This window comes from Longimicrobium sp., from assembly GCF_036399255.1.
Lineage (GTDB): Bacteria > Gemmatimonadota > Gemmatimonadetes > Longimicrobiales > Longimicrobiaceae > Longimicrobium.
Map to the genome: position 1 here is coordinate 19,112 of NZ_DASWNM010000072.1, position 15,570 is coordinate 34,681.

The window sequence follows — 15,570 nt, forward strand, 5'->3', positions numbered from 1 at the left end:
CGCGTTCTCGCCCGCCGTAAGGCACTGCCATGCGGAGCCGCTGCCGCGCGCAGACCAGGGGCGGGCCTTGCACATCGGGGCGAATCCGTCGTAGCGTGCCCGGTTTCCCGGTCAGATGGACGGCACGCGCCTGTACCCACGCCACCGCCGCGGACGGCTGGGCCCACGCGTCCGCACCCCTGGGGCTTGATGAAAAGACTCTGGATTCTTCTCCTGCTGCTGGCGCCGTCGCCGGCCTTGGCGCAGACCCGCGCCGACTCGGCCCTGGTCGGCCGCATCCTGGTGGCGGAAGACCGGCGCGACTCCACCGACGCGGCCCTCGCCGCCGGGCTGCGGCACGCCGACCCGCGGGTGCGGCGGATCGCCGGCCGGGCGCTGGGGCGCATCCGCGATCCGCTCTTTGCCGCGCGCGATTCGCTGCCGCCGGCCGCCGCGGCGCCCGCGTGGCCCGAGCCGGCGTGGCGGCTTCGCTACCGCGCGCTCGCCGACCGCAAGGCGGACTGCGGCGCGCTGCGCGCCGCGCTGGCCGACAGTGCGTGGCAGGTGCGGCTCCGCGCGGCCGGCGTGGCCGAAGCGTCGTGCGGGGCCGACTCCGCCTTCGTACGCGTGTTGAGCGGGTGGGTGGATGCGCTGCCGCGCGACACGCGCCGGCGCGCCGCGGGCGGGGTGTCGTGGCACGCGGGCGCCCACGCGCTGGTGGCGCTCGCGCGGATCGCGCCGGACCGGGCGCGGGCGCGTATCGGTGCGCTCGCCACGCACCCGGACTGGCACGTGCGCCTGTACGCCGCCCGCGCCGCCGCCCTGCTGGCCGACAGCGCGCGGCTGCGCACCTTCGCGCACGACGCGGACGGCAACGTGCAGGAGGCGGCCATCGACGCGCTGTCCAGGCTGGTCGGCCACGCCGCGGACGACGTGTACCTGGCCGCGCTGCACGGCGACCAGGCGCAGGCCGTCCGCGCCGCCGCCGTCGCGTTGAAGGGGTCTCCCGCGCCGGGGCTGCGCGCGGCCGCGGACAGCGTGTTCGAGTGGTGGGTGCGCCGCGCCAGCGAGTCGGAGCGCGACGTGCGCGTGGCCCTGCTCGAGGCGGCCGGGCGCCCCGCCGGCGACGACCGCGCCCCCGCGCCCCGCTCTGACCTGCCGCCGGACGCGGCCGCGCTGGCGCTGGGGCGGGAGGTGCGCGTCCGCGTGACGATGTCGCCCGAGGCCGGCGGTGGGGCGTTCGTGGTGCGGATGCGCGGCGACGTGGCGCCCATCATGGCGGCGCGCGTGCTGGCGCTGGTGCGCGCCGGCTACTACGACGGCGGCAATTGGCACCGCGTGGAGCCCGACTTCGTGATCCAGGGCGGGGGTCCGGGGACCAACGAGTACGTGGGATACGCCCGTTACCTGCGCGACGAGCTGGGCACCGTGGCGCATCCCCGCGGCACCGTGGCCATGAGCACGCGCGGGCACGACACGGGCGACGCACAGTGGTTCATCAACCTCAAGGACAATCCCCGCCTGGTCCGCGAGTACACCGTCTTCGCCGAGGTGGTCGAGGGGATCGGCGTGGTCGACGGCATCCTGGAGGGCGACGTGGTGGCGTCCATGCGCGTGGAGCCGGCCGGGCGCTGACCCGCGGGAGCGGGACTTCGCCCGGGGCGCGGGCGGATCCGCCACGGTCGTGCCGGGTGTGCGACCCGGCCAAGCCAACCATGGAACAAGGGAGCGGGCGACGGCGGACGCCGGAGGGCGCAGCCACCGCGGGAGCCCTGCATCGACAGAAACCTCCTCCCGGCTACAGGGAGAAGGTTTCTCGCTTCACTTCACTTTGCCAGCGCCGCGCGGTTCGCGTGCGCCCCGCGCGCGGAGGCGCGGGCGGGGGTCACTCCATCCGGAACAGCTCGTGGGTGACGGGCAGGTGCCGCGGGGCGGCGTAGACGAAGAGCGCGCGCATCGTCTGCGCCTTGTCCCGCGCGCGCCAGGCGTGCTTGATGGCGGACTCGTAGTGCGCGCAGTCTCCCGGGCCCAGCGTCTTGACCAGGAAGTGCTCCCGGCTCAGCCGCCGCCGGTTGTAGTCCTCGCGCAGCGCCGCCGTCATCTCGTCCGGGCGCTTGAGCAGCCACAACTCCGCCTCGCCCTCCAGCACCCAGACCACCTCCTCGCCCTCGTGGTCCGCGGCGCCCATCAGCATCAGCTCGTCCTCGGCATAGTCGCACTCGAAGAGAATCTTGCGCATCACGGGCCGCAGCTCGCCCTGGCGGTCCTCCGGGTCGACCAGGTTGTCGGCGGCCCCCTCTCCGCGCGCGTGGTTCACCGGCTCCAGCGGCAGGTACCGGTACACGCCCCGGGCGTACATGATGGCGTGCGCCCGGTCCGCCCGGTCGGGACGGTGCCGCGACGTGCGCAGCTCGTCCAACGCGGGGCCGTACCGCGCCGCGCGGACGATCTCCCACGGCGCGCGCCGGGGCTCCTCGATGAGCTCCGCCGGGTCCAGGTCCAGCGCCAGGCACAGCAGGTGGAACTCGCGCAGCGAAAGGTCGCCCCGGTTCTCGATGCGGCTGATCTGCGCCGCCGAGACTCCGCGCTCCTCGGGGTCCAGCTCCCGGGTGAGCGCCTCCACGTCCTTCATCCGCAATTCCTTCTCGACGCGCCGCATCAGAATGCGCTTTCCCACGTTCCAGCCGAGTTCGTACCTCAATGCATCCATCGTCGGGTAGTGGGAGGGGAGTGGAGGGGGCCGCACAGGGGACCCGCGGGGCGGCCGTCAGCGCCACAGTAAAAACGGAACCAGTCCAGCGCAAGCCAGAATGCTACACGGGAATGAAGAAGGGTTAATCCGACGCTCATTCTTCTTCCCAACAAAACTCTTGCGCGAAAACGGCGCCAACTGCAATTATTGGAATGACCATTTCAGGAAGTCCCAATCAGTGCGTTCTAAACGGGAGGGATTGCGAGCGGCGGGCTTGGCAAAGATCAGCGATGTGTGGCGGGAACCTGGCGAGGGGGTAGACAATGAAGAGGCCGGACGACTCGGATCTTGAGTACCTGGCGCGCATGATCCACGACCTGCGCAGCCCGGCGAACACCATCCTGGGCTACATCGGGAACCTGGAGGACGGCGTGCGCGGCGAGATGACGCCGGAGCAGCTCGCGGACCTCGCCAGCATGCGCCGCGTGACGAACCGCCTCGTCGCCATGCTCGAGCAGGAGCTGCACCACATCACCATCGAGCGCGGGGCGCTGCGGCTGTCCCCCGCCGACATCCCCCTGTCGCTGGCCGTCGCCGAGCTGCAGTGCACGGCCGGCCCGCAGCTGCAGGCCAAGGACATCGCCTTCGACCGGAGCACCTGCCGCACCAGCGCGTGCCAGGTAACGGTGCGGGCAGATCACCTGGCGCTCATGCGCATCTTGACGAACCTGCTGGACAACGCCATCAAGTTCACTCCGGCCGGCGGCCGCATCACCGTCTCCTGCGGCGCGCACGCCGAGGCGGGCAGGGCCACCGTGCGGGTGTGCGACACGGGCCCGGGGATTCCCGCGTCCGAGATCGAGAACATCTTTGAGCCGTACGTGCAGCTGGAAGCGGCCGTCCAGGGGGCGCACGGCGGCGTGGGGCTGGGGCTGGCCAACAGCCGCGACCTGGCGCGGGCCATGAACGGGGAGCTGCGGGCGGAAAGCACGCCGGGCGCGGGCGCCGTCTTCGTCCTCACCCTGCCGCTGGCCTGAGGAGCGCGCGCCGCGAGACCCTCCGCGCCGCCGCCCGGCCGCCATGACGGGGGCATGCCGCACGAGTCCCCTCATTTCACGGGAGAGCAACGGTGCGTGACAATATCTTCGGGCTGCCGCGGCTGGCCGCGGCCATTCTCGCCGCCGCCGCGGCGCTCGCCAGGTGCGGCGGCGGCGAGGGCGAAAAGGGCGCGGCGGCCCCCGTGCGGTTCGGCGTCGTCCTCTCCACCACCGGGGCGGCGGCGCCGTACGGCATCGACAACCTGCGCGGCCTGCAGGTGGCGCAGGAGTACCTCAACGAGCAGGGCGGCATCCACGGCCGCCCCGTGGAGCTGGTGGTGCACGACGACGCGGGCGAGCCGGCGCAGGCCGTGGCGCTGGCCCGTCGCTTCGCGGGCGACCGGCGCGTGACGGGCATCGTGGGCCCCACCCGCACGGGCACGGCCGTCGCCGTGGCGCGCGTGCTCCCCTCGCTGCGCATCCCCATGATGTCGGTGGGCGCCACGGGCGACTGGCGCGCGGCCGCCGGCGAGTTCAACGAGTGGACCTTTCGCTCCACCCGCGTGGACACCTACCTCATCCCCCCCCTGCTGCGGACGGCGCGCGACTCCCTGGGGGTGCGCACCGTGGCCATCGTTTCCACCGGCGACGACGACTGGTCCCGCAGCACCCTGGCCGTGTACCGGCAGACCCTGCGTGAGCTGGGGATGCGCCTGGTGGCGGAGGAAACGCAGATGACGGGCGACGCCGACCGCTCCGCCCAGCTCACCCGCATCCGCGCCGCCGCGCCCGACGCGCTGGTCATCAACACCCTGGCCAGCGACGCCCCCACCATCGCCGACCAGGCGCGCCGCATGGGGATCCGCGCGCGCTTCCTGGGCACGGCCGGCTTCACCACGCCGCAGACCTGGAAGCTGGCGGGGCCGGGGGTGCTGGACGGAACGCTGGTGGCCGACAACTACGACCCCGGCAGCGCGCGGCCCATCGTCGGCGAGTTCATCCGCCGCTACCGCGCCCGCTTTCAGGCCGATCCCCCACCGTACGCCGCCTACGCCTTCGACGGGCTGCTGCTGATGGCCGAGGCCGCCCGCCGCGCGCCGGACCCCGCCGACCGCCGGGCCGTGCGCGACGCGCTGGGCACAATCCGCGACTTCGAGGCCGTGCTGGGGCGCGTGTCGTACCGGGGGCGCGGCGACGCCGACAAGCCGGCGGTCGTCCGGCAGATCCAGGGCAGCGGCGTTCGGCAGGTGCCGTGATGCCCGACGCCCTGCTCGCCCTGGACGGGGTATGCAAGCGCTACGGCGGCCGCACCGCGCTCGCGGACGTCTCGCTGGCCGTGGGCGCGGGGGAGGCGCTGGGGGTCATCGGGCCCAACGGAAGCGGAAAGTCCACCCTGCTCAACGTGGTGGGCCGGCTGGTGGAGCCCGACGCCGGGCGGGTGCGGCTGGGGGACGCGGACCTGCTGGCGCTGCCGGCGTGCAGGCTGGCCGCCGCGGGGATCACGCGCGTCTTCCAGGCCCCGCGGCTGAACGCCCACCTTACCGTGTACGAGAACGTGGCCCTGGGCCTGTACGGGGCCACGGGGCTGCGCCGGCGGCTGCTTTCTCCCGTCCGGGGCGGCCTGCCGCCCCGGGACCACGCGCGCGTCCTGCGGCTGCTGGACGACGCCGGCCTGGCGGCCTTCGCGGGCGGCACGCCGCGGGCGCTGACGCACTTTCAGCTTCGCTGCGCCGAGCTCGCCCGCGCCCTGGCGCCCCGTCCGCGCCTGCTGCTGCTGGACGAGCCCACCGCCGGCTTTTCGCGCGAGGAACGGGACGCGTTCCTGCGCATCCTGCGTTCCGCCCGCGACGCCGCGACGGCGCTGGTGCTCATCGAGCACAACTTCGAGCTCATCGTGGAGAGCTGCGACCGGGTGCTGGTGCTGGATGCCGGGCAACGCATCGCCGAGGGCCCGCCCGCCGCCGTGCGCGCCGACCCCGCGGTGCTGCGGGTGTACTTCGGAGGCGCGCATGCTCCAGGTGTCTGACCTCACCGTCGCCTACGGGCACGCGCCCGCCGTCCGGGGCGTCTCGCTGCGGGTGATGCCGCGCCAGGTGGTGGCGCTGCTGGGGCCCAACGGGGCCGGCAAGACCACCCTGGCCCGGTGCGTGGCGGGCTTCCTGCGCCCCCGCGCGGGGCGCGTGGAGCTGCACGGCCCGTCGCGGGTGCACGCGCTGGGCGGGCGCCCGCCCTGGGAGATCGCGCGGCGGGGCGTGGTCCACGTCCCCGAGTCCCGGCACACCTTTCCCTCCCTTACCGTCGCGGACAACCTGGCCACCGCGCTCTCCGCCGTTCCCGCCGCCCTCGCCCGCGCCCTGCTGGCGGAGGCGTGGGAGACGTTCGCGTCCCTGGCCCCCCTGCGCCGGCAGGCCGCCGGCACCCTGAGCGGCGGCGAGGCCCGGCTGCTGGGGATCGCGCGGGCCGTGCTCTTTGCGCGGGGGCTGGCGGCGTGCGGGATGATGGAGGGCGGGACGCCCGTGCTGGTGCTGGACGAGCCCTCGTCGGGGCTGAGCCCCGTGGCCGTGGAGCACGTGGGGCGAACGCTGCGGGAGCTGGCGGGGGAGGGGTGGTCCATGCTGCTGGTGGAGCAGATGGCCCCCTTTGCCCTGGCCCTGGCGGACTACGCGTACGTGATGGCGCACGGCGAACTGGTGGGCGAGGGCGCCGCGGACGCCGTCGCCGCGGACCCCGCCGTGCGCCGGCACTACCTGGGGGGCGCGCCGGAAGGGGGGGCGCCGTGATCCTGCAGCAGCTGCTCAACGGGGTCGGCATCGGCCTCACCTACGTACTGGTGGCCCTGGGCTTCAACCTGGTGTTCGGGGTCATGCGGGTGCTGAACCTGGCCTTCGGCGAGGTCTTCATGCTGGGGGCCGTGGTGTCGCTCGCCTTCGTGGAGCGCTTTCCCGCGTACGCGGTCCTCGCCCCCGCGGTCGCCGTCCTCGCCGCCGTGGCGGCGGGGCTGCTGGTGCACCGGCTGGCCGTGGCGCCGCTGGGACGGGTGAGCGAGCTGGATTCGCCGCGCCACCTGGGGGTGATGATCACCACCATCGGCGCGGCGCTGGTGATGCAGAACGCCGCCATCCTGCTCTTTGGCGCCTACCCCCGGCGCTTTCCCCCGCTGCTGCCGGACGTGGACGTGGGGGTGGGCCCCGTCCAGGTGCGCTCGGCCATCCTGCTGGACCTGGCCGCCGCGGCGGCCGCGCTGCTCCTGCTGGCGCACGTCATCCAGCGCACCCGCTTCGGCCTGCGCCTGCGCGCCATCGCCGACGACCCGGAGCTGGCGGCGGCCACCGGCCTGCGTATTCCCGCCCACGAGGCGGCCGCGGTGGCGCTGAGCTCCGCGCTGGCCGGGCTGGCCGCCTTTCTGACCGCGCAGACGGTGGGCGCCGTGTCGCCCTACTTCGGGGTCACCTTCGGCTTCAAGGGGCTGGTGGTGGTGATCCTGGGCGGGCTGGGCAGCTTTCGCGGCACCGTCGTGGCCGGGCTGGCCCTGGGGGTGCTGGAGGCCCTGGCGGCCGGATACGTCTCTTCGTCGTACCGCGACGCGGTGGCGTTCGGGCTGCTGCTGGCGTACCTGGTGTGGCGCGGGCACCTGGGCCGGTCCACGCGCCGCGCCCCCCTCCCGGCGGAAGGCGCCTAGCCGTGTACGCGCTGCAGCTGGCCCAGCTGGCGGCCATCAACGCCCTGCTCGCCATCGCGGTGTACCTGCCGTTCGCGGCGGGGCGGCTGGTGGTGTGCTTCGGGGCCTTCATGGGGTCCGGCGCGGTCGCGTTCGGCTGGGCGCTGGGCCGGTCCGTGCCGGTGGCGCCCGCGCTGCTCTGCGCCGCCTGCGCGGGGATGGCGCTGGCCGCGCTGGTGGGCCTGCTGCTGCGGCACGTACGGGGAATGACCTTCGCCGTGGCCACACTGAGCGTGGGCGAGCTGCTGCGCATCGTGGTCACCAACACGCCGGCGCTGGGGGGCGCCCTGGGCTACACGCTCCCCGCCGTGGGCCCCCTGACGGCGGCGCCGCTCGTGGTGCTGGCGGCGGTGGCGGGATGCATGGCGTGGCTGGAGGCGTCGTCCGTGCGCACCGCGCTCTTCCAGGTGCGCGCCGATCCCGAGCTGGCGCGCGCCCTGGGCATCCACGTAGAGCGGCACGAGCTGTTCGCGCTGGCGCTGGGAGGTGCGGTGGCGGGCGTGGCGGGCGGGCTGTTCGTCCAGAGCGTGGGGATCGTGGAGCCGCGCGTGTGGGGGTTCCAGTTCAGCGTGCAGGTGCTGATGTTCGCCGTGGTGGGCGGCAGCACGCACTTCGCGGGCGCGGTGGCGGGTGCGGTCCTGCTGACGCTGGTGCCCGAGGTGCTGCGCTTCTCGTCGTCCTACCGCATGCTCCTGTACGGGGCCGTGATCGTGCTGGTGACCATCCTGCGCCCCGAGGGGCTCCTCTCCCGCCGGCCCGGCGGGTGGATGCACGCCCTGCGGCGCGCCCCCGGCGCCCGTCCAGGCCCGGGCTGACCGTCCGGAGGCCCGGTTCATCGCATCGTCCGCCGTGCGTGCGAACGACGACGAGCACGCCGGGGCGGCCGCGCGTGACCCGTCGAACGAAGCCTCCTCCCCGGCCCGGTCCGGGAGGAGGCTTCTGCGTCCGGCAGGCGCGCCGCTCACCTCGACGGTGGAGGTGGCGGACGGTTCTCCGGATCGCGCATCAGGTGGTGCCGGCGGCCTGTTTCCGCGCGTTGCGGAAACCATCGAGCGATCCGCATCCTCCCTGAAAATCGTCCGCCGGGCAATGGCGAATGATTCGCTGCAACGACGACACGAAGGCCGCCTTCGCGGACTGGAGGATGTGGACGTGGGGCGGGTGGCCGTGCGCGCCTCCGGTTTCGCATCGGGCCCCGCCACGTGCACGAGGCCTGGAACTCACCCCGGACCGTACAGCCCGCGAAGGCGGACTTCGTGTGTTTGTTGCAGCGAATTCATTCGCCCTTGCCGGGGCCCGACCGCAAGATCCGAGGAAACGGCACGAGAAAACTCAACTCTGTTGACTCTGCTGACTCTGTGTGAGGCCATCTCTTGGGGATTCGGCCGATTACGCCCCAGCCGGTACGAGCGGCGCGGCGGCGGTCCCCAGGCGGCGCGTGAACTCGCGGCGAAGCAGGACCAGGCACAGCCCCAGCTGCACCCACACCGTCGCCGCGGACAGGATCCAGACCCACGTCATCCGGAAGTCCGGATGGCGCGACAGGAGCAGCGCCGGCACGATCAGGATCGCCATGCGCAGCGCGGACGCCAGCAGCGACGGGATGGTGTTGCCCAGCGCCTGGAACATGCTGGAGGACACGAAGACCATCCCCGAGGCCACGAAGGTCCACGAGATGATCTGCAGGTACATGGTCCCCGCCCGCACCACCGCCGGGTCGGCGGTAAAGAGCTGCACCATCCCGTGCGCCCACAGATGCACGGCCGCCGTGAGCACCAGCATCGCCGTGGTGGCCATCAGCGCCGCGTCTCGGAACACCGCGCGCACGCGGCCGGCAAGCCGGGCGCCCACGTTCTGCCCCGCCACGGGCGCCACCGCGAACCCCAGCGCCACCACGGGCATGAAGGTGGCCTGGATCACCCGCATCCCGATTCCGAACCCCGCCTGCTCCGCCGCGCCGAACGGACGGGCCAGGGTGTAGACCACCGCCTGGTACAGCGCCATCATCGCGAACTCGAAGCCCGCGGGCAGGCCAATGCCCAGCAGCCGCCGCCACGCGGCCAGCCGCGGCCGGACGTCCGCCTGCGCAAAGCGCAGCCACGCACCGGGGCCAGTGAAGTGCGTCGACAGCCACGCCACCGCCAGGACGATGGAGACCAGCGACGAGATCGCGGCGCCCGCCACCCCCAGCGGCCGCCCCGTGCCCCACCCGAAGATCAGGACCGGGGCAAGCGCCATGTTCGCCGTCACGCTCACCGTCGATACGATCATCGGCGCCCGGAACTGGCCCGTCCCGCGCAGCGCCGCGCTCATCACGCCCAGGGGAAACTGCAGGGCCATCGCCGGGATGAACCACACCAGGTAGCCGCGCGCCGCCGCCGCCGTGGCCGCGTCGGCCGACATCGCGCGGGTGTACGCATCCAGCCCGGCGAGCCCGATCACCAGGAACGCGAGCGCCGTGGCCAGCGAAAGGCCAATCGCCTGGTTGAACAGGTGCCCCGCCTCCGCGGCGTCCCGGCGGCCGGACGCGTGCGAGATCAGCGTCGTGGCTCCCACGCCCAGCATCTGCCCCAGCGCCAGCACGATGAACGAGAGCTGGCCGGCGATGGAAACACCGGCCACCGCCGCGGTCCCCAGGCGCCCCACCCAGTACAGGTCGATCAGGAAGTAGAGCGTCTGAAAGACCATCATCACCAGCATGAAGCCGGTGGTGGCCAGCAGGTGGCGCGATACGGGGCCGGTGGTCAGGTCCTTCATCGGAGGGATTCGGGGGAGGGAAGGACGATGCGGACGGTCGCTCGCGCGGGGAGTGACGGAAGCTACCGTCCCGCGGCGGCCGGTGGGAAGGGCGTGGCAGAACCGCGGATGGGGTGATAGGGTGAAGGGGTGAACGGGTGACCGATGAGGGATGATCCCTGGTCCGGGGAAACACCTGTCATTCTGAGGAAGCGCCCACCCCGGGCTCTCGGCCAAACCACGGAGCCAGTGGCGCGACCGAAGAATCTCCCGCCCCTCGCGCGGAACCCCTTCCCGGGCAGAGCCCGGGGAACTCCGCGTGGCGGCAGGATCCTGCCGCCCGGCACACGGGTTCTTCGGTCGGCGCCACGCAAAGCGGACGAAGAGCCTTGCGCGGCGCCTCCATGAATGAGAAACGTAGCCTCTGGGATGAGGATCACGCTCTGGGAAGCGAAAGGATAACGCCGCGCTGATGGATGCTCTTTCCGCCGCCGCGTTCGGCGTGGTGCTGGCGGCCACGGCCGGGCTGCGCGCGTTTCTGCCGGTGTTCAGCGCCAGCCTGGCGGCGTGGCTGACGGACCTGCCGCTGCCGGACAACATGGCGTGGCTCGAAAAGCCGGAGACCGTGCTGATCTTTGGCGTGGCCACGCTGCTGGAGATCCTGGGCGACAAGCTCCCCATCGTCGACCACGCCCTCGACAGCGTGCAGGTGCTCACCAAGCCCGTGCTGGCGGCATTGGCGGCGACCCCGTTCCTCTACCAGCTGTCGCCCGAGTACTCGGTGGGCATCGGCATTCTGCTCGGCGCACCGCTGGCGCTGGGGGTGCACTCCGCCAAGGCCACCGCGCGCCTGGGCAGCACCGCCACCACCGGCGGCCTGGGCAACCCGGTGCTGAGCGTCGTCGAAGACGTGGCGGCCGTCGCGTCCATCCTCCTCGGCTTCCTGGCGCCCCTGCTGGCGCTGGTGCTGATGGCGGTGACGATCTTCTTCATCGTCCGCCTGGCCCTGCGGGTGCGCCGCCGCCGTCGCGCGGCCGGCCGGGTGAGCGGGTGAGCGGGTGAGCGGGTGAAGGGGTGAAGGGGTGAAGGAGTGAAGGGGTAAGCGCAGGATCTTTCAAACCGCCGATCACGAGGCGACCGTGTCCGGATTCGAGGTGAAGCCCATCGGGATCGTCGAATCGTCCCTGACCGATCTGCAGGCGGCCCCGCGCCAGGCGGACGAGGGCGCGCCGGAAGCCTGGCTGGTGTTCGATGCGGAGATGGCCGAAGGCCTGCGCAGCCTCGGGGCGGGGGACGAGGTCATCGTCATCACCTGGCTGCACCGCGCCCACCGCGACGTGCTGAGCGTGCACCCGCGCGGCGACACCGCCCGGCCGCTGGAGGGCGTCTTCAGCACCCGCTCGCCCAACCGCCCCAACCCCATCGGCCTGCACCGCGTGCGGATCACCGCCGTCGACGGCGTGCGGGTCCGCGTGCGCAGCCTGGAAGCGCTGCACGGCACGCCCATCCTGGACCTCAAGCCCGTCCTCAGCGAAAACGTCGACGAACGCTGAGCGGAGCCCCAGCCCGTCACCCCGACGCGCCACGAATGAACGCGGCCGCCCGCCGGGAAAGGCGAGCGGCCGCGTGCGCAGCGCATCAGGCGCCGGGTCGGTCAGTTATTCCCTGACCTGACCCTTGACCCTGGGCACTCGATCCCGCCGTTCACATCCCCGCCGGCTGCACCCCGAAGTCCGTCACCACCACGTCCAGGTTGTGGTTCAGCCGCAGGCCGTACACGCCGTCGGTGTTCACGCCGCGGGGCAGCTTGCCCACCTCGGTGCCGTTCACCAGAAAGCGAACGCCCTGCGCGCCGGTCTCCACGGCCAGCGTGTTGGTCGCCTTGCCGTCGGCGCCGGGCTGGCGGACGGCGGGGCTGGCCGTCCAGTCGATCACCGTGTGCGTCTCGTTGCCGGCGCGGTGCTTCACCATGAACTGCCCATCCTGGCGAACCAGGAAGTACAGGTAGTCCTGGTTGTCGGCCTCCAGGTTTCGCCCGCCCAGGAGCATGCCGAACGCCTCGGGGTGCGCCGACGGCTTGTTGAGGGTGAACGTGCCCTGCAGCGTGTACGCGCCGGTGGCGGTGGACGCCGGCTGGTAGAAGATGCCGGCGGGCCCCAGCACCGCGTGCAGGTGGCCGTCCATCTGCATGAAGTGGATGGGGGCCGTGCTCCCCGGCCGGTCCAGCCGCGCCTGCCACCCCTCGGGAATGCCGGTCGCGTGCGGCGCGGCGTGGTCCGCGTGCTGTCCGGCCTGGGCCGGTTGTGCGGGATGGGCATGCTGGTGCTGGGCCGCCGCCGGCAGGGCCGACGCCAGCAGTGCCGCCGTAACAACGAGTCCGCGCATTGCAATCCTCCTGAGGATGTCCGAGAGGGAACCGCCGGGTGAGCCCGCGCGGAGACCTGTAACGTATTCCACCGTGCCCATTCTGTCACGGTCGCCGAAGATCCGCGCACGGATGGACTCGGCGGCGCCTCCCTCGGAGGGTGTTGCTGAACCTGATCCCGTGATTGACTTCCTGAGGGAGGCGCCGCTCCTCGATCTGCGGGTAGGAAGAAACCTTGGCGCCGACTGAAGGACCTCGCTGGCACAACCGGGGGGCTGGTCCCGCGGCATGGAGCCGGCCCCGCCTCGCCAGAGAGCAGGTCCTTCGGTCGCGCGCAGGCGGTTGTGTGGAATCGGATTACACGTGGTGCGCTTCCTCAGAGGGTGTTGCCAAACCTCCCAGCGTGATTGACTTCCTGAGGGAGGCGCCGCGCTGTAACTCGCTTGTACACTGCACCTTGGCGCCGACCGAAGGACCTCGCCAGCAGAACGACGGGGCTGGTTCCGTGCCCTGATCTGGCCCCTGCGCCGCCGAGACGAGGTCCTTCGGTCGCGCGCAGGCGGTTGTGTGGCTTCTGGTTACCCGTGGTGCGCTTCCTCAGAGGGTGTTGCCAAACCTCCCAGCGTGATTGACTTCCTGAGGGAGGCGCCGCGCTGTAACTCGCTTGTACGCTGCACCTTGGCGCCGACCGAAGGACCTCGCCAGCAGAACGACGGGGCTGGTCCCGTGCCCTGATCTGGCCCCTGCGCCGCCGAGACGAGGTCCTTCGGTCGCGCGCAATCTGTTGTGTGACTTATGGTTACACGTGGTGCGCTCCCTCAGGAAGTCACCGCTTCGCTATGGATCCCAAGGTTTAGCAACACCCCTCTCAGGAAGGCACCGCTTCGTTGAGGGTTTGGCAACACCCTCTCAGGAAATCGACGCTGATTACACGGTCACGAAGCGGTCGAGGATCAGAACGGCAGCTCGAACATCAGCGCGAACCCGTTGATCATCAGCACCGCGCCGATGACGCCCAGCCCGATGGCGAGGTACAGCACCTTGCGCGACAGGGCCAGGATGGCCACCGACCCCAGCACGATGGCCAGCTGGAACGCCACCTCGCTGTAGTCGAAGTTGCTGTCCTGCGCCCCCGCGCGCTCGCGCAGCGCCTCGTAGCTGCGGGCCTGCGCCGAAAGCTGCTTCTTGCCCTCGCCGCGCAGCGTGTCGGCGGGCGCGGCGGGGTCCGGCTCGTCATCGTAGCGGGCGATGGTGGCCTTGTACCTGTCCACCGTGGCCTGCATGTCGGCGCGCACCTGCGTCGGCAGGCCGGCGTCGGCGGCCAGCTGCGCCTGCATCTGGTCCACGGCAATGCGGTACTGCGTCTGGCGGACGTTCTTGGCCTGGTAGAACGCCCAGGTGTCGCTGGCCTTGATGTTGTTGTGGATCATGTCCTCGGCCACGTTGCCGCCGCCCAGGCTGCCCACCGCCAGCAGCATGGCCAGAATGGCGATGAGCATGGCCGCGCGGTCGCGGAAGTGGTTGTCGGCCTCGTTCTCAGCGCGCTCCTCGCGAATTTCGCTGATCAGCTCCGCGGCATCCGATGCTTCCATGGGTGTGTCGGGGTGTGGCGTGGGGATGGATCGGTACGCGGCCGCGGGCAGGCGGCGGCGGGTTGGATCGTCGGGATTGTTTGGAATACTGCACCAGCGGAACGTAGCAATTCGGCGCGACCATTCTACACGATCCGCCTCTGCGCGCAAGCCCAATTCACCCTTTTACGGGGATCCGCACGAACACCGACCGGCCACACGCGGAGACGCGGAGGCGCTGAGAGAGCCGCGCTTCATCTCTCCTTCCGCATCTCTGCGCCGCTGCGTGAGGCCAGGTCTTTTTCGCGGATTCTCTGCTGTCCGCGCCGCGCCCCGTCTCTTGCACAGCCGCGGGAGGGAGAACCGAGCCCAGACTTTCGACGAGGACCCTGTGACCGACATCATGCCCTGCCGCGTCCGCCAGCCCGGCCCGCCGTCGAAGGTGGAGGACGTCGGGCCGCCGGTGGCGTACGATGCGCGGTTCGCGGAGGTGGTGGGGGATGCCGCGGAGCTGCTGTCGCTGTACGACCAGGCGCTGTTCAGCGAGGGGCCGGTGTGGTGGCCCGCGCGACAGGTGCTGGTGTGGAGCGACATCGAGGGGCGCCGCGTGCTGGGATGGCACCCGGACGGGGCGGTGGACGTGGTGCTGGACGCCACGCCCTTCAACAACGGAAACGCGGTGGATGCGGAGGGGCGCCTGCTGCACTGCGAGCACGGCCGGCGCTGCATCAGCCGCACCGCGCCGGAGGGCGGGACCACCGTGCTCGTCACGCACTTCCAGGGGCGCCGCCTCAACTCGCCCAACGACCTGGCCGTGGCCGCCGACGGGGCGATCTGGTTCACCGATCCCACCTACGGCATCGAGAATCCCAAACAGGGATGCCCCGCGCAGCCGGAGCTGGACCACCGCGGCGTCTACCGCTATGACCCGCGCACGGAGGACTTGGCGCGCATGGCGGAGCTGCGCCAGCCCAACGGAATCGCCTTCTCGCCGGATGGCCGCGTGCTCTACGTCTCGGACTCGGACTTGGAGCGGCACCACATCATCGCCTTCGACGTCGGCGAGGACGGTGCGCTGGCGGGCCGGCGCGTCTTCCGCACCATCGAGCCCGGCGTCCCCGACGGCTTCTGCGTGGATGCGCGCGGATGGCTGTGGAGCAGCTCCGGAAGCGGCGTGCAGGTCTTTTCCGCCGAGGGCGAGCCGCTGGGCCTCATCCCCACGCCGCACACCTGCTCCAACTGCACCTTCGCCCCCGACGCTCGCCGCCTCTTCATCACCGGCGAAGAAAGCCTCTGGGCCATCGACCTGGCGTAGGAGGGATGTATCGTCCCTCAGGAACTGACTTCCTGAGAGGGTGTTGCTAAACCCCCAAATCCAGAAAGAAGCGGTGACTTCCTGAGGGAGCGCATCACGTCCAACCAGAAGTCACACTACAGATTGCGCGCGACCGAAGGACCTACTCTCCGCCCGC

14 protein-coding genes are annotated in these 15,570 nt (G+C 71.8%); 10 read left to right on the top strand and 4 right to left on the bottom strand.

The genetic code is table 11. The features are described 5' to 3' along the window. Positions 1-189: 189 nt before the first annotated feature. Positions 190-1,614, top strand: a complete 1,425-nt coding sequence (locus VGC13_RS11400; protein ID WP_331125382.1) for a peptidylprolyl isomerase — start codon at positions 190-192, stop codon at positions 1,612-1,614. A gap of 250 nt (positions 1,615-1,864) precedes the next feature. Here the strand turns inward: VGC13_RS11400 and VGC13_RS11405 are convergent, their stop codons facing one another. Next, entirely contained in the window at positions 1,865-2,689 is an 825-nt protein-coding gene (locus tag VGC13_RS11405) for an XRE family transcriptional regulator (protein ID WP_331125383.1), read from the bottom strand. 305 nt (positions 2,690-2,994) lie between these two features. Between VGC13_RS11405 and VGC13_RS11410 the strand changes: the two genes are divergently transcribed. From VGC13_RS11410 to VGC13_RS11435, 6 genes are all read left to right on the top strand, one after another. Then, on the top strand, positions 2,995-3,708 hold the full coding sequence (locus tag VGC13_RS11410) for a HAMP domain-containing sensor histidine kinase (RefSeq protein WP_331125384.1): 714 nt from the start codon (positions 2,995-2,997) through the stop codon (positions 3,706-3,708). Positions 3,709-3,800: 92 nt separating this feature from the next. After that, a complete protein-coding gene (locus VGC13_RS11415) occupies positions 3,801-4,964 on the top strand; it encodes an ABC transporter substrate-binding protein (RefSeq protein WP_331125385.1) in 1,164 nt (387 codons plus the stop codon). Beyond that, complete coding sequence (locus VGC13_RS11420; protein ID WP_331125386.1) at positions 4,964-5,734, top strand: ABC transporter ATP-binding protein; 771 nt, start codon at positions 4,964-4,966, stop codon at positions 5,732-5,734. The genes VGC13_RS11415 and VGC13_RS11420 overlap by 1 nt, the downstream gene beginning before the upstream one ends. Further along, complete coding sequence (locus VGC13_RS11425) at positions 5,718-6,488, top strand: ABC transporter ATP-binding protein (RefSeq protein ID WP_331125387.1); 771 nt, start codon at positions 5,718-5,720, stop codon at positions 6,486-6,488. Before VGC13_RS11420 ends, VGC13_RS11425 begins: the two co-directional genes overlap by 17 nt. Continuing rightward, entirely contained in the window at positions 6,485-7,387 is a 903-nt protein-coding gene (locus tag VGC13_RS11430) for a branched-chain amino acid ABC transporter permease (protein ID WP_331125388.1), read from the top strand. The genes VGC13_RS11425 and VGC13_RS11430 overlap by 4 nt, the downstream gene beginning before the upstream one ends. Before the next feature lie 2 nt (positions 7,388-7,389). Continuing rightward, complete coding sequence (locus tag VGC13_RS11435) at positions 7,390-8,241, top strand: branched-chain amino acid ABC transporter permease (protein ID WP_331125389.1); 852 nt, start codon at positions 7,390-7,392, stop codon at positions 8,239-8,241. Between the two features lie 574 nt (positions 8,242-8,815). Here VGC13_RS11435 and VGC13_RS11440 read toward each other — a convergent pair. After that, positions 8,816-10,183 carry an MATE family efflux transporter gene (locus VGC13_RS11440; RefSeq protein ID WP_331125390.1) on the bottom strand — a complete coding sequence of 456 codons (1,368 nt, stop codon included), beginning with the start codon at positions 10,181-10,183 and terminating at the stop codon, positions 8,816-8,818. 451 nt (positions 10,184-10,634) lie between these two features. Here VGC13_RS11440 and VGC13_RS11445 point away from each other — a divergent pair, with 451 nt between their 5' ends. Together VGC13_RS11445 and tsaA are read left to right on the top strand one after the other, a co-directional pair. Beyond that, positions 10,635-11,216 (top strand): DUF4126 domain-containing protein, encoded by a 582-nt coding sequence (locus VGC13_RS11445; protein WP_331125391.1) that lies wholly within the window; start codon positions 10,635-10,637, stop codon positions 11,214-11,216. An 85-nt stretch (positions 11,217-11,301) separates the two neighbouring features. After that, a complete protein-coding gene (gene tsaA / locus VGC13_RS11450; protein ID WP_331125392.1) occupies positions 11,302-11,715 on the top strand; it encodes a tRNA (N6-threonylcarbamoyladenosine(37)-N6)-methyltransferase TrmO in 414 nt (137 codons plus the stop codon). A gap of 151 nt (positions 11,716-11,866) precedes the next feature. Here tsaA and VGC13_RS11455 read toward each other — a convergent pair whose 3' ends face one another. Both VGC13_RS11455 and VGC13_RS11460 read right to left on the bottom strand, forming a co-directional pair. Further along, positions 11,867-12,547: a hypothetical protein gene (locus VGC13_RS11455; RefSeq protein ID WP_331125393.1), complete on the bottom strand. Its 681-nt coding sequence runs from the start codon at positions 12,545-12,547 to the stop codon at positions 11,867-11,869. A gap of 933 nt (positions 12,548-13,480) precedes the next feature. Continuing rightward, positions 13,481-14,119: a DUF4337 domain-containing protein gene (locus VGC13_RS11460; protein ID WP_331125394.1), complete on the bottom strand. Its 639-nt coding sequence runs from the start codon at positions 14,117-14,119 to the stop codon at positions 13,481-13,483. Between the two features lie 382 nt (positions 14,120-14,501). Between VGC13_RS11460 and VGC13_RS11465 the strand changes: the two genes are divergently transcribed. Further along, complete coding sequence (locus VGC13_RS11465; protein WP_349264199.1) at positions 14,502-15,413, top strand: SMP-30/gluconolactonase/LRE family protein; 912 nt, start codon at positions 14,502-14,504, stop codon at positions 15,411-15,413. Positions 15,414-15,570: the final 157 nt, after the last annotated feature.

What these genes read in the sequence shown, in the direction of transcription:
- VGC13_RS11440 (WP_331125390.1), bottom strand. Translation starts at nt 10,183, where the DNA reads ATGAAGGACCTGACCACCGGCCCCGTATCGCGCCACCTGCTGGCCACC.
- VGC13_RS11460 (WP_331125394.1), bottom strand. Translation starts at nt 14,119, where the DNA reads ATGGAAGCATCGGATGCCGCGGAGCTGATCAGCGAAATTCGCGAGGAG.
- VGC13_RS11420 (WP_331125386.1), top strand. Translation starts at nt 4,964, where the DNA reads ATGCCCGACGCCCTGCTCGCCCTGGACGGGGTATGCAAGCGCTACGGC.
- VGC13_RS11410 (WP_331125384.1), top strand. Translation starts at nt 2,995, where the DNA reads ATGAAGAGGCCGGACGACTCGGATCTTGAGTACCTGGCGCGCATGATC.
- VGC13_RS11455 (WP_331125393.1), bottom strand. Translation starts at nt 12,547, where the DNA reads ATGCGCGGACTCGTTGTTACGGCGGCACTGCTGGCGTCGGCCCTGCCG.
- VGC13_RS11405 (WP_331125383.1), bottom strand. Translation starts at nt 2,689, where the DNA reads ATGGATGCATTGAGGTACGAACTCGGCTGGAACGTGGGAAAGCGCATT.
- VGC13_RS11445 (WP_331125391.1), top strand. Translation starts at nt 10,635, where the DNA reads ATGGATGCTCTTTCCGCCGCCGCGTTCGGCGTGGTGCTGGCGGCCACG.
- VGC13_RS11400 (WP_331125382.1), top strand. Translation starts at nt 190, where the DNA reads ATGAAAAGACTCTGGATTCTTCTCCTGCTGCTGGCGCCGTCGCCGGCC.
- VGC13_RS11465 (WP_349264199.1), top strand. Translation starts at nt 14,502, where the DNA reads ATGCCCTGCCGCGTCCGCCAGCCCGGCCCGCCGTCGAAGGTGGAGGAC.
- VGC13_RS11425 (WP_331125387.1), top strand. Translation starts at nt 5,718, where the DNA reads ATGCTCCAGGTGTCTGACCTCACCGTCGCCTACGGGCACGCGCCCGCC.